This window comes from Thermomonospora cellulosilytica, from assembly GCF_014138835.1.
GTDB classification, from domain to species: Bacteria; Actinomycetota; Actinomycetes; order Streptosporangiales; family Streptosporangiaceae; genus Thermomonospora; species Thermomonospora amylolytica.
On the sequence record NZ_JACJII010000001.1, the window covers coordinates 727,234 to 741,154 of the forward strand.

At 71.4% G+C, this 13,921-nt stretch carries 8 protein-coding genes; all 8 read right to left on the reverse strand.

All coding sequences use genetic code 11. The features are described 5' to 3' along the window. Positions 1-294: 294 nt before the first annotated feature. The 8 genes from HNR21_RS03400 to HNR21_RS03430 all read right to left on the reverse strand — a co-directional run bounded on the left by HNR21_RS03400 (position 295) and on the right by HNR21_RS03430 (position 13,919). A complete protein-coding gene (locus HNR21_RS03400) occupies positions 295-1,245 on the reverse strand; it encodes a DUF6301 family protein (RefSeq protein ID WP_182704004.1) in 951 nt (316 codons plus the stop codon). After that, a complete protein-coding gene (locus HNR21_RS36775) occupies positions 1,175-1,591 on the reverse strand; it encodes a hypothetical protein (protein ID WP_512700782.1) in 417 nt (138 codons plus the stop codon). The genes HNR21_RS03400 and HNR21_RS36775 overlap by 71 nt, the downstream gene beginning before the upstream one ends. Beyond that, entirely contained in the window at positions 1,582-1,893 is a 312-nt protein-coding gene (locus tag HNR21_RS03405) for a hypothetical protein (protein WP_182704005.1), read from the reverse strand. The genes HNR21_RS36775 and HNR21_RS03405 overlap by 10 nt, the downstream gene beginning before the upstream one ends. 226 nt (positions 1,894-2,119) lie before the next feature. Then, on the reverse strand, positions 2,120-2,734 hold the full coding sequence (locus tag HNR21_RS03410) for a hypothetical protein (RefSeq protein WP_182704006.1): 615 nt from the start codon (positions 2,732-2,734) through the stop codon (positions 2,120-2,122). After that, a complete protein-coding gene (locus HNR21_RS03415) occupies positions 2,721-3,191 on the reverse strand; it encodes a hypothetical protein (protein WP_182704007.1) in 471 nt (156 codons plus the stop codon). Before HNR21_RS03415 ends, HNR21_RS03410 begins: the two co-directional genes overlap by 14 nt. Before the next feature lie 75 nt (positions 3,192-3,266). After that, entirely contained in the window at positions 3,267-3,881 is a 615-nt protein-coding gene (locus HNR21_RS03420) for a hypothetical protein (RefSeq protein ID WP_182704008.1), read from the reverse strand. 25 nt (positions 3,882-3,906) lie between these two features. Beyond that, positions 3,907-4,518, reverse strand: coding sequence for a hypothetical protein (locus HNR21_RS03425; RefSeq protein ID WP_182704009.1), 612 nt, complete (start codon positions 4,516-4,518; stop codon positions 3,907-3,909). Further along, on the reverse strand, positions 4,515-13,919 hold the full coding sequence (locus HNR21_RS03430; RefSeq protein ID WP_182704010.1) for a DUF8616 domain-containing protein: 9,405 nt from the start codon (positions 13,917-13,919) through the stop codon (positions 4,515-4,517). Before HNR21_RS03430 ends, HNR21_RS03425 begins: the two co-directional genes overlap by 4 nt. Positions 13,920-13,921 lie beyond the last annotated feature (2 nt).

The window sequence follows — 13,921 nt, forward strand, 5'->3', positions numbered from 1 at the left end:
CCAACGCGACCTCCTCCCCCGAACGCCACCAAAGCATGAGCACGGGACCTGTCATGTTCGTCGGGCAATCCCCGGAAGACCTTCTACAGTCTCGACTGCACCTTCACGTATCACGCCCTGATCCTGCCGACCAGGTGCTCGGCGCACTCCCTGACCACCTTGTCGTCGAGCACGCGAACGAACTGCGTGTCATACAACAGCGAGTTGACCAAGTCCCGCCATGCGGGCCTCGGTTTCTCCGTCGTTCATCGCTCCATTCCCGTCGTCCGGACCGTGCGCGGGCGGCCGGTCCCGTCATTCCATCATCGATTCCCGGACGACCTGCTCGAAGCGTTCTGCGGCCTGTTCCTGCGGCATCGCCAGCAGGTGCACGCAGGTGGCGCCGCGGCGGAGGAAGATCCCGACGCCGTCCGCCTCCCAGCTGCGTTCGGGCCAGCGGCCGCCGGTCTCCCGGTAGCGCCGGTCGTAGACCGCCTGGACGACCTCCGCAGCCCGCTTGAACTCCCGGAACAGGAACCGGGAGAACGCGGGACGCGACTCGTTGCCGCTGTCGGTGAGCGGGACGTCCACGGTCAGGTACCCGTCACGGTCCTCGATCCAGATGTCCCCCTTGGTCAGCGGGAGCCCGGAGTCGAGGCGCCACCGGTTCCCGGTGTCCTCGGCGATGGGCCGGCCCAGGGCCGCCGCGACCGCCGCCGCGTCGCGGCTCTGCAGCGCGGCGCCCAACCCGGCCAGACGACGGGCGAACTCGCCCACCAGGTCGTCCGGAAGCACCCGCCAGTCGGGCGAGATCGGCTCGCTGAGCCGAGGATCGACCGGCATGGGGTCGCCCACCTCCGGCAGCCCCAGACCGCCGCGTTCCCGCAACTCGGCCTCGAACATCGCATGGGTGCGCATGCTGAGGTTGCGCACGAGCGCCCTCTCCTCGGAACTGAGACGTTCCCGCTTAAGAAGGGCCAGCATCGTCTCGTAGAGCGGAACGACCGGCCCCTCCCACTTCAGCAGGCCCCGCTCCATATCCCTCGCGCGGCGCGCCTCGACCTCCTGGATGAACTCCTCACGCGTCAACTGATCCGACGGGGTGTACGGATCGAACATCACCCTGACGTGACCGAGACTCGACCGGAACCCGCCGCTCTCACCGTCGTACACCCACGCCTCCAGACCGCCGTCATCAACGTCGATCAGGAAGACCGGCAGGAAGTCGTCCCACAGGCAGTACCTCAGCCCCGCCACACGTGCCATCGCTTCCCTCGCCCCCAGCCGGCCGGCTCCTCGACACGCTGATGCTCTCCGAGGGAGAACACGCATGTCGTCCCATGGGTCCGGTCTGCGCCGTCACACGCCCTTCATGTACGGAGGTGTAGCGGACCCGGCCGTCATCGTCGAACACCGGATAACTCTGGGCGCCCCGCAGATTCTCCATGGCCGTGTTACGCGGCCGGGGCCCGAAGTAAGTGATCGGCCACCCGGTGTGCGCCCCGACCTCCACCTGGGAGATCACGGCGACGATCCCCGGCTGCTCAAGGACACGCGGCACGACGAAAGGCGCCCCGGGACCGCACGCGTCCAAGGCCAGGGTCACCCGCATCGGCGGAGCCCGTCGAGGACGTCCGGCGTCTCGTGGTCCATGGACGCACGCGGACGGTCGTCAAGGTGATCGCGAGGCCGCCCCGTGCGCACCCGCGTCCCATCGTCGAACGCCGGCCACGCGTCATCGCGCCAGAACCCCTCGCCACGCCCATAGAACAGCAGGAACGGCTCGAAGGGATCCGGCAGGTCCGGGAGCGGCACGGCGGCATCGCGCAGCGCCGCGAAATGAACCGCGGAAAAGCACACCTGCATGGACAGCCGCGAGTTGTGCGGACAGACCGCCTCCCGAACCCGCCGCATCACCTCGGAATCGGCGCGGACGGCACGGCCGACACGCGCCGCGAGGTCGGGTGCGGGCCACCCCCACGGCGCCCCGGCCGCCCTTCTCACCGGAGGCCTCGACCAGGTGCCCGGCGATCCGCACGACCTCGGATCCCGTTATTCGAGCCCTTCCCGCCGCCGGACCTCCTGGGCCAGGAATCGCGTGCCCACAGGGAGACCTGATAGAGCACCCCGAAACGCCGAACTATTCCGGGATCACATGCAGGAGGTCCCGGAGGGGCACCAACGGCCCCTGGTCGTCCACATAAAGGAACAGGTCCTCTGCAGGAAGGGCGGCCAGCCGCTCAAGGGTTGCAGGCTCCCATCGCGCACAGTCCTCGGGTATCCGCCAACCAGGGATCGGCCTCCCGGTGGTCGTGACACCGATCCATCTCGCATCTCCCACCTCGTACAGAGCGGGCTGACCATCCTCATGGACCGGAATCTCCAACCGGGAGGCACCGACCAACCGTTGAACGACGGCGCGCCGGCGTTCCAGCAACTCGCCGCGTCGCCGGACATGCTCACGTGCCCCTTCGGTCACATCGCGGGTACGTTCGCCCTCGGGGACGCGCCGTTCGTAAATACGGAGAGTCTGCTCTGCCCCCTCCTTGAAGAGGAACCGGACTCCCCCGTCACCGGGATAGGGCAGCCGGTGATCATAGCCGCCGGGATAGATGTCCTCAGGAATGCCGCCAGGGAAGGCCTGGCAGTAGCGAAATCGCACCGCATAGACGGACTTCCCGTCATGGTCGGGATTTTCGGTGAACTTCAGATGAGCGCACGACTCACAGATCGACCAACGCTTAATCTCCAGCATCCCTCCCCCTCCGGAATCTTCCGTCGATGACCGCCCCTATGGCGCTCGAGATCGGACGAGGGTGCAACTCAAGATGCCACTCGGCAAAAGCCTCGGCAATCATCTCCCGCGAATTGTCCGCAGCATATTCGCTCAACCCGTCAACAATTGGACCTTTCCCCGGCGGAAAGCCTGGCTCCAGGGTGTGCGGATCCACACTGATGCCGATCCGCTTCAACCCTTCAGCAACCTCTTCACTGAGCCCGGGATTTTTGTTGAACTGTTTTTCAATGACATGTCCGAACTCGTGATAGAAGGTCCCTTCGGCGGTTGCACTGATGTTCCATCCGTCATTCTTCACTTCGGCCGCGAGCTCGTGCCGCTCCTCACTGTTCAGGAGGAGTCCCTGGTTGAGGTAGATCCCATGCGGGATCGGGTCGCGCCCGGCCGGGCGCTCGCCCGCCAGGAAAACGGTCAACCGAGACAGCACAGATCACCCCGTCCCCGGTAGCACCGCCGTATGAAGCGGAACCCGGGATCGCAGATCACCACACTACTTCGAGATCGCCTCCAAGAGGTTCCGGAGAGGTACCAGCGGCCCTTGGCCGTCCACATAGAAGAACAGCTCGCGCTGGGGAAGAGCAGCCAGCTCGTTCAGTGTGGCGGATTCCCATCGCGCGCAGTACTCGGGAATGCGCCATGCGGCGATCGGCCTTCCTGTCGTGGTGACCGCGAGCCATTGCGCGTCCTCCACGGTGAGCACGGCAGGCCGACCGTCCGCATGCACCGGAATCTCCAGCCGCGCCGCACTGATCAGCCGCCGAACGACCGCACGCCGACGCTGCAGCAGCTTCTCGTGCCGCCGGACGTGCTCGCGCGCCCCTTCGGTCACGTCGCGGGTGCGCTCGTCCTCGGGAACGCGCCGTTCGTAGACGCTCAGGCGCTTTTCGCCCCCCTCACCGAGCTGGAACCGGACGCCGTGATCACCGGGATAGGGGAACCGATGGTCGAACCCGCCTGGATAGATGTCCTCCGGAATGCCGTCAGGAAACGCCCGGCAATAGCTGATGTACATCGTGTAGACGGACTTCCCGTCGTGATCCGGGTTCGAGGTGATCCGCAGGTGTGCACACGCCTCACAGATCGACCAGCGCTTTTCCTCCAGCATTCAGTTGGCGATGTGGCGCTCATGCCTACGCCGCCACAGGAGCGACCTCGTCGGCGGTGAAGCCGGTGGCGTCGAGGAACGCGGCCAGCGTCTCCGCGGCACGGTCAGCATCCCGGGTCAGAACGGCGACGTCATCGCTGTCCGGCCACCACGGCCCGACCAGCGCGACCTCCTCTCCCGAGCACAACCGAAGCATGAGCACGGACGTGCCGCGCTCGTCGTCGGGCAGCCCCCAGAACACCTTGCGCAGCCGCGTCTGCACGTCCACGTACCACGTCCCGATCCTGCCGATCGGCCGGGCGTCGGCGAAGTCGGCCCACCGCTCCGGCGGCAGCGCCTGATACGGCGGCGTCGGCCACGGACGCATCGCCTCCATCCGGGCCACCACACGCCCCAGGAAATCGCGCACCGCCTCCTCCGAATGCTTGGAGAAGCGCTCCGTCAGCCGCTCGTCCGATCGCAACGCGTTGACGAGCAGAGCGTGCTCCTGCGCAGGCGTCAGGTCCAGCTCGGTCCGGACGACCAGGTGCTGTGCGTACTCCTCGACCGCCTTGTCGTCGAGCACCCGCACGAACTGCATGTTGTACAGCAGCGCGTTGACCAGGTCCCACCATTCCGCCATCGACGTCTCAGTCACTCGTCGTCCCAGCTCTTGATCATATCATCGGTGATCGTGACGCCCGCCTGCCGGAGCATCTCCACCACCCGGTCCTGGAACTCCGGCGGAGGGAGGTAATGCCCGCTGCGGTCGGAGATGAGCTCCAGCCTCCCGTTGACAACCCGCAGCTCACCCGCGCTGGCGACGGGTCCGCCCGCCAAGAAGCTCGAGTGATGGAACACACCGGCCGCCTGGATGTTGGACGCATAGAGGTTACCGAACTTGTCCATGACGAAGATCGCTCGACCTTGGGCGCCGCCTCCGACAATGGTCTCCCCCTGTGTGGTGTCGAAGAGCCGTCCTTTCGCGTCACGGATCAGCCCCTCATCGTCCACCCAGATCCGCAGCCGCTCACGTTGCACCTCATTGAGGTAGAAGACGGCCCTGTTGCGCCATACCGGATTGGGAGGCGGGCGGTATTCGTACTTCCACTTCTCTTCCATGTCCTTGGTCGGATACGTCGGGCCGTCGGTCCGCGGCGGCGGTACGTTGTCGACCTGCTGTGGTACCTCCGGGTCTGGCTCGGCACCCGCATCGGGACCGCTACTGTCGCCGGGGTCGTTGACGTCGATGGAAGGATCGGTGCCGAAGTCACCGTCCGAGTCGGTCGCAGGAGTCCGCTCGGGTGTGCCGAGGTCGTCGTTCTCCTCGTCGGATGGTCTCCGTCTGCCGCGTGCCTCTGCGCTCTCGGGTGGCTCTCCCGCCGGAGAACGTTCGGTGCCGGGATGCCCGTCGCGTCCCGAAGGGGTGGTGGTGCCGTCCGGGTGGTGGGTGTTCCAGGTTCCGTCGGGCGGCCATGTGGGCTGGGGCTTGCCATCGGGGCCCGGTTCGGAGGTGGCGGCGAAGACCCGGCCCTGGCGGTCGGTCCAGGCCTGGGTGGTGGGAGCGGTGACCGGGACGCCCAGGCGTTCGGCGAGCTGCCGGGCGAAGTCGCCTTCGCCGGTGTTGCAGGAGATGAGGAGGACCTCGCGGCCGTTCCAGTTGGGGTCGTTGCGGATCAGGTCGGCGACGTCGTCGACCGACAGGCGGCGGTCTCCCATCCGCATGCCGTCGGCGTCGCCGTGGCCGTCCAGCACGAACCGTTGCGGGTCGGCGGGGACGCGCTGGGCGAGGTCCCGCATGCCCTGCTCGGACGGGTCGAACAACGAGCGGCCTGCCGGGGTCTCCTCGCTGCCCCGCCACACGTCGTGCAGGTGCGGCGGCAGGCCCTCGGGCACCCGGCCGTGCGGTGCCGGATCGCCCTCGCCCGGGCGCCGATCCGGGTCGGCGCCGGCCTGGTGGGGGCCTGATGGCTCCTGGGCGGGGGGTGAGGACTGTGGAGCGGGCTCCCGGCCCGGGGACGTGCCCGGATCCGAGGGCGTGGGCGCGGGTCCTCCGTCCGCCAGGGTCGTACCGGAGGCGGGGGTTCCTCGGGGGGCGGGGTCGTCGGGCGGTGTGGCGGGCGGGTCGAGGGCCTCGGTGAGGGCGTCGGCGAAGCGGGTGATGACCTGCTGGTTGATGGCGCGGTCGAGCGCCTCCTCCTCGGGGGTGAGGGGGCGGTTCTGGTCGGCGGCCGCCATCGGCAGGTCGCGGCGGACCTCGTACAGGGCGTGCTCGTAGGAGGCGACCCGGTCGATCTGGGTCAGGTGCAGGCGCAGTTCGCCGATGTGGCCGCCCGGCATCCGGACGGTCATCTGGACGTCGCGGTAGCCGCTGGCCTGCGGGTTCTGCATCCGGTCCTTGACCGAGACGATCTCCACCCCGTGCCGGGCGGCGATCTGCCGGATGTCGCCGAGCGCCCGGTACAGGCCGTCCACCGAGGAGAACTGGATCTTGGCGCCCAGCAGGTCGTTGAGCCGGCTCGCGTTCCCCTGGTAGTCGCCGATGATCTTGTCCAGGGCGCGGACCCGGTCCTTCTCGCCCGGCCGCAGGTGCGGGTCGCCGCCCGCCTCCCGAATGGCGGGGTCGTTGACCAGGTCCCGCAGCACCGGAACGGACTCGCGCATGCCCTGGTAGAGACCGTCCAGGTAGCGGTTGATGTACGGGTCGTCGCGATCGGTGCGGTCGGCGACCTGGGAGGGGTCGAAGCCCGGCTGGTCGGGGGCGACCCGCGGGCTGGGGTCCTCACCGGGCCGCCGCCCCGCGGCGATCGAGTCCGCCAGCGCCTGGCTGGCGGCGCGCTGCTCGTCGGTGAGCGGGGTGGGCTGTGCGACCGGCCCGTCCCCGTTCAGGATCGCGTCCGCGCCCAGCCGGTCGACCTCGGCGACCGCACGTTCGAGGACGGGGATGGCCTCGGGGTGTGACAGCAGGCTGTGCAGGGTCTTCGGCCGCGACAGCAGCGACTCGCGCAGCGCGCTCTCCACCGGCGACAGCGGCGGCGGGCCGTTGCCCTCGATGACGCGGGCCAGGTCGGGGCGCGCCGGCAGGGTGTCGCGCAGTTCGTTCCGCAACTGGCTGGCGAGCGGCTCGCCCGCCGTGTCGAGCATCCGCTGCACCCGCGGGTCGTCCGCGATCCGCTGCATCAACTCGTCGGACGCCCGCCGTTCCTGCGGACCGGGCTCCGGCTCCGGCGCGGCGGACTGGTCCGGGCCGCGCGCGGCCGCCGTTCCGGGGTCCGGCGGCGGATCGCCCTGGCGATCGGACGAGGTCGAGGCGTCGGCATCGCCGGAGCCGGCGTACTGGGGGAATCCGCCCTGACCCGACGGCGTGGTGGTGCCGTCCGGGTTGTGGGTGTTCCAGGAGCCGCTGGGCGGCCAGGTGGGCTCGGGTTCGCCATCGGGACCGGGGGTGGCGTCGGTGGCGAAGATCCGGCCCTGCCTGTCGGTCCAGGCAGGGGTCGTGGGGGCGGTGACCGGGACGCCCAGGCGCTCGGCGAGCCGCCGGGCGAAGTCGCCCTCGCCGGTGTTGCACGACAGCAGCAGGACCTCGCGGCCGTTCCAGTTGGGATCGTGCCGGATCAGGTCGGCGACCTCGTCCACCGACAGCCGGCGACCGCCGACCCGGATGCCGCCGGCGTCACCGTGCGCGTCGAGGACGAACCGCTGCGGGTCGGCCGGGACACGCTGCGCCAGGTCCCGCATGCCCTGCTCGCCTCGGTCGAAGAACGACCGGCCCGCCGGGGTCTGCTCGCTGTTGCGCCACACCTCCTCCAAGCGGGGCGGCAGACCCTCGGGAAGGGGCTGCGACGTGTCGTTCGCTCCCGGCTCGTCGCCGGAATCCTGTCCGGTCGCCGTGGTGGGATCTTCCGGCGGTTCTCTCAGGTCGTACTGCCGGTGCTCGTAACCGTCGTAGACCTCCTGCCCGTCCTCCATGCGGGTCTTGGCCCTGACGATGTGGTACTCGAGGCGGCCGTCGTCCAGTGCATCCTCGAGTTCGTCCGCGAGCGCCGCCTCCTCTGGGCCGCGATCCCGCATCTGCTCAAGGATCAACTCGAAGTATTCGCGGCGGCCCTGCTCGTACTTGATGTCCGTCACGGGGTTCTTGCGCCCCGTCGGATCACTGTCACCGCCGACACTCGGGCCCTTGGCCTCCAGGAGGATGAAGCGGGGCTTGCCGGTGACCGGATCCACGGCCCGGTAGACCTGGTCGAAGTATCCGCTCTTCTGGCCGTCCGGGAGGTCGGTGGGATGCCGGGGGTCCGGTACGGCGCCCGGCAACAGGTCGTGAATCGCGTCCCTGGCGGCGGCCTCGCCGAGATCCTCGCCCGCTGTGGTACGGGCGTGCTGGGCCCGCTGGAGTTCGGCGGCCTGCTCCGGCGTCGGATTCTTGTCCTTGCCGCCGTACAGACCCTCCAGCCGTCTAGCCTCGTCGATGATCTGCCGCCGCCGGCCCACCAGAGGCTGATGGCGTTCTCGGTTCTCCGGAGTCGCCTCCCGGCGCTGCCACTCCCGGCCGCCGTAATACCTGGCCCGCTCCATGGGGGCCGGCCCCTCCACGATGGCGCGCCTTTGAGCGTCCCAGTGAATCTCCGGCCGTTCCTGGCCCGAGGAGGGGTCGATCACGCGCGTGCGGGCGTATATCACGGAGCCGTCGGAGAGCACGCATACGTGGTAGCCCGTCAGATCGGAGTTCTCGAGGGCTCTCTTCATCTCGTCGTAAAGCTGCGGATTGGCCGCCCTTCGCCGCTGATCCGTCTCGAATCTGCTCCTGGCGGGCCCGGAGGAGCCGCGTGCGAGCGCGCCCTCGGGGGCATTGCCGTGACGTGACGACGTGCCGTCATCCGTCGGAGATGGGACGTCTGAAGCGTGCGGTTGGGCGGCGTCCGTCGGCCGGGTCGGCGAGGAGGCCAGGTCGGCCGGGGGACGCGGCGGAGTCTGGTCGGTACGCCCGGGTCCACGGTCTGCGGGGGATCCGGGAGTCTCCGGGCCGGTCGAGGTCCGGGGACCGCCGGTGGCGAGGTCGGTGGTCCGCGGTGGGGTCGTGCCCGGGGTTCCGGGGGCGGGTGATCCGGGCCGGGTCGGTGCACCATCCGTGGTGGGGCTGCCCGGCGGCCGGGTGCCGCCGTCCTGGGATGTACCGGTGGAGGGCATCGGAGTTGGGGTTCCGGGAGCAGGCGTCCTCGGAGACCCTTCGGGGCCGGTGGTGCCCTCACGGCCCGTGGCGGGGCGGGTGCCGCCGGTCCGGGGGTCGTCGCCGGGTCGTCCGTCGCCGTCGGGTCGGCTGGTGCCGGAGTCGCCCGGTGGGGGGTCGGTGGGGTCGCCGCGCATGCCCGTGTCCGGGGACGGGCGTCCGGCGGGCGTGGCCGAGTCGCCGGGGAAGCCGTTCTCGCCCGAGCGCGTGGTGGTGCCGTCGGGGTTGTGGGTGTTCCAGGCGCCGTTGGGCGGCCAGGTGGGCTCGGGTCTGCCGTCGGGACCCGGCTCGGAGGTGGCGGCAAAGACACGGCCTTGGCGGTCGGTCCACGCCTGCGTGGTGGGAGCGGTGACCGGAACGCCCAGCCGCTCGGCCAACTGCCGGGCGAAGTCGCCCTCACCCGTGTTGCACGACAGCAACAGGACTTCGCGGCCGTTCCAGTTCGGGTCGTTGCGGATCAGATCGGCGACCTCGTCCACCGACAGGCGCCGGTCCCCGACCCGCATGCCGTTCGCGTCGCCGTGGCCGTCCAACACGAACCGGTTCGGGTCGGCCGGCACCCGCTGGGCCAGGTCCCGCATGTTCTGCTCGGACGGATCGAACAGCGACCGGCCCGCCGGAGTCTCCTCGCTACCCCGCCACACATCGTGCAAATGCGGCGGCAGACCGTCCGGAACGGGACCCGCCTGCTCCTGGCCCGGCTGCCGGTCCTGCTCGTTCTGCTCCTGGCGGTCGCCTCCGTCGGCCTGGCGGCCGTCTCCTTCGGGCTGCGGGCCGCCGTCACCGTCCCGGCCGCGGTGCTGGGCGTCGCCGTCCGGCGTCGAACCCGGCTGGTCGGGACGCTGGGGACCGCCGTCTCCCGAGGCGGGCGGGGTGCCCGTGCCGGAGTCCCCCGCCGAGGGGGGCGTGCCCGAGCCCGGGGGCGGGGTGGAGCCGCCGTCCGGCCAGGGGCCGTTGGCCCGCTGCTCGAGGTCCAGGTTGTGGAAGCTGCGGTACCGGGTGCGGACCTGCGGCGGGTCGGTGCTGCTGTCCACCTCCACCCAGCGGGCGTGCACGACCTCGGGGGTGAACTGCGGATGGTTCGGCTCGGCGAAGAAGTCGAACCTGGCGATGGTGATGTCCGGATTGTTCCGCTGGAGCTGCTGGAGGTGGTACTCCATGCCGCGCCAGCTGGACGCGAACGTCACGTCGTCGGCGTAGTGCCCCTGGTTGGTCTCGTCCCACTGCGGGAAGTAGTTGATCCACTCGCCCGGGCCCCGGGCCTCGTGCGCGAAGATGTGGCCGCCGTTGAACTTCTCGCCGTACTCGATGTCGCCGAGCTGACCGGCGACGGCCTGCGCCGAGCCGTCGCCCCGGTCGTTGCGCTGCGAGGGGTGGGAGCCGTAGTCCGGCTGTCCCGCGGCCGAGTCGGTCTGGCCCCTGTCGTCGGTGTGGAAGAGGAAGGTGCCCGGGTCGACGCCGCCCTGGGTGAACTCCCCGGTGCGCACCGCCGCGGGCGGCTCGAGGTCCGCATCGGCCTGCCGCTGGAAACGGTCCCTCGGCTCGGCCATGTAGTGGGCGTTCGGCCGGGGGACGTTGTGCTCGGCGACGGTCCTGGGCCTGTCGCCGAGTTCGGGGTTGAAGCCGTCCCTCCTGTTGCCGTACCAGGTGCGGACGTGCGTGACCTGTCCGTTCTCGTTGGTCCAGAAGACCCCGTGCAGCCGGTCGCCGGACCGTACCTCGTACCGGGTGTTCGGGCGCAGGTCGTCGCGCGCGCTGAACGGCCCGTCGGCGTCCACGTCGTAGTCGCGCACCACCCGCTGGTTGGGCCTGGCCGGATCGGACGGCTCGGAGTCCGTCTCGTAGCGGCCTTCCGGAGCGCCCGCGGCCTGGTCCACGGGACCGGAGGTGTCCGGCGGATCGAAGGTGGTGCCGGCCGGGGCCGCGCCGTCGCGCTGCCCGGTGAAGACGTGCGGCTCACCGATGCCGAGGTCGACGCGGTGCACGACGCCCGGCTCGGGGCTGTACAGGTCGATGTTGTCGTCGGGGTGGACGGTGTCCTCGGCGTCCGGCGTGTCCCGGTCGGGGGTGGAGATGTGGGTCACCCGGCCGGTGTCGTCGGTGTAGGCGATGCTCCGCAGCGTCCGCCCGCCGTCGGCGTCGACCTCGTAGACCTCGTACCGGGTGTTCGGGTCGAGGTCCTGCTGGTCCGCGATGCGCTGGTCCGGATCGAGGTCCCGCGAGTCCTCGTTGGTGTGGGTCGGGTTCCAGTCGGCCTGCTGGTGCGGCGGCCTCGGGGAGCCGTCGCCGTCACCGGGCGGCGGCGTGGGGCCGTCGCCCCCGGGAGGAGGCGGCCCGTCGGAGCCGCCGCGCGCCCGGGCCCCTTCGGGAGCGTCATGGCGGAACGGCGGTGCGTCGTTGTCGGTACGGGACGGGGTCGTCTGTGCCGGGTCGCCGGTGCGCGGGCCGGCCGTCTGCGCCGGATCGGCCGTGGCCGGACGCGGCTGTCCGGGCGTACCGGTCGCCGGGGTCGGGGTCGGCGTGGGCAGCGGGCTCCGCGGTGGTGCGTCGCCGGTGGGCCGCCCGTCCTGGCCGGGCGTGGCGGGCCGCCGGGAACCGTCCGCTCCGGTGGGCGTGGCGGCGCCCCGGGGCGCCGGGTTTCCGGTCGGTGGCGGCGTCCGCCCGGGCGCGTCGGTACGGGGAGTGCCGCTCGGGGCCGGTGGCCGGTGCGCGTCACCGGCGGGCCTCGGCGGAGGAACGTGGGGCTGGGAGGTGCCGGGCGCGGGGTTGCCGCCTCGCGGGGCGGCGCCCGCGGGCATGCCGCCGGGGGCGGCGCCGGGCATGGCGCCACCGGGCGGGATCGCGCCGCCGGACATGGGGGGCGTACCGGCCGGGTTGGCGCCCGCCGAGGGCGCGGGAGCCGGGGAGGCCGCGGATCCGGGGCCGGACGGCGTTCCCTGCGGGGAGTCGGCATCCGCGAGGGTGGTGCCTCCCCCACGACCCGCCTGGCCGCCGGGCATCGGACCGCCGCCGATCGGAGCACCGCCGCCGGTCGTCTGGCCGCCACCGGCCGGGGCGTCCCCGGCAGGCCTGGAAGGAGAGCCCGCCCCGGTGCCGGTGTCGCCGGTACGCGTACCACCACCGTCACCGGCCGGTGTGGAGGACGGGGACCCTGTCGAACGGTCCCCACCGCCGGACGGGTCGCCACCGAGACCGCCCTGCGCCGTGGACCCCCCGCCCGGCTGGGAGAAGTCGGTGTTCAGCAGATGCACGCGGTTGGAGGACGGGTCGGACGAACCGCCCGGCGGCGTACCGCCCTGGGAGCCGCTGTTGGACGGGCCTCCCGGGTCACCGCCCGCCATGGTGGTGCCCGTCGGAGAGCCACCCCCGACCGAGGACCCGCCCCCAGGGGTCGAGTCGCCGCCGGCCGGGGAGCCGCCGTTCGAGGGAGAACCGCCGCTCTGGGTGCCGCCATCACCGCCGGGGCCGCCGCCCAGCGGAGAACTCAGCGGAGAGGCGCCACCGCCGGCCGGGGAGCCGCCGGAGCCGTCGTTACCGGACGACGAGTTGCCGGAGCCGCCGTTCGAGGGAGAACCCCCGCTCTGGGTGCCGCCATCACCGCCGGAACTCCCGCCCAGCGGAGAAGCACCACCACCGCCCTGGGAACCGCCGCCCCCGGACGTGCCGCCACCGCCGCCACCGGCACCGGCCCCGGCCCCGGCCCCGGATCCGCCGGAGTCCCCGCCACCCGAGGAAGAACCACCCGAGCCGCCGGAGCCACCGCCCGTCTGGGAGCCGCTCCCGCCGCCCGGATCGCCGGGCCCGTTGGAGGAGCCTCCCTCACCGCCGTCCCCGCCGTCACCGCCGCCGGAGGAGTTGTTCCCGCCGTCGCCGCCGCCGCCGAAGTCCGGGCCGCCCGGAAGGGTGGGGGCCTGGACGTCCAGGCCGCCCTTGGCACCGCCGACCGCACCGCCGAAGGCACCCGAGGTGGCGCCCTTGGCCAGGTCCTCCGCGCTCAGGCTCTCCCCGGACATGGCGGCGCTGACGACGGTGCCGCCCACACCGGCCAGCGCCTCCGAGCCGCCCTCGCGGACCGCGCCGCGCAGCGCGTTGCCCAGCGGACTGCCGTCGGCCACGTCGCCCAGCCCGGGGATCTTGCCCGCGCCGTGGCTGAGCCCGCCCGACAGCGCCCCGCCGATCGCGCCGTCGATGCCCGCCTGCAGGGTCTTCTTGCCGTCGATGCCGTCCCGGTTGCCCTGCGCGATCTGCAGGCCCTGGACGGCCAGGTCCAGCCCGACCCCCTCGAGGACGCCGAACAGGGCGCCGCGCAGGATCGCGCCGCCGAGCCGCTGCCCCAGCCGCTGCATCAGCGCCTGCAGCAGCCGCTGGGCGATCATCCGGGCGGTGATCTGCGCGCCCGCCTGCACCGCCGGGATCGCCGCCGTCGACGCCCCGAACGTCGCCACCGCCGCCGCGATCAACATGGCGATCTCGATCGCCGTGATGATCAGCAGGGCGATGAACATGTACTTGGCGTACTCGATCTCCAGCGCGCCGTCCTCGAGCGCCTTGCCCAGCGCGTCGAAGCCCTGCTGGAGCTTGACCAGCACCTGCGGGTCGGTGGAGACGAACTGCTGCCAGTACCGCTCGAACTCGTCGGCCGCCTGCCCCTCGACCGTCCCCAGCACCTGGGTGGCCGACGCCTGCAGATCGCCGATCAGATCACCGATCTCCTTCGCGCCGTCGTGCCAGGCCTGGGCGGCCCGCCGCATCGCGGTCTCGTCGCCCTCGGGCCAGTCCATCCCGACGATCCAGGACAGCCACTTGACCTCGTCGGGGATCTCCAGGCCCATGG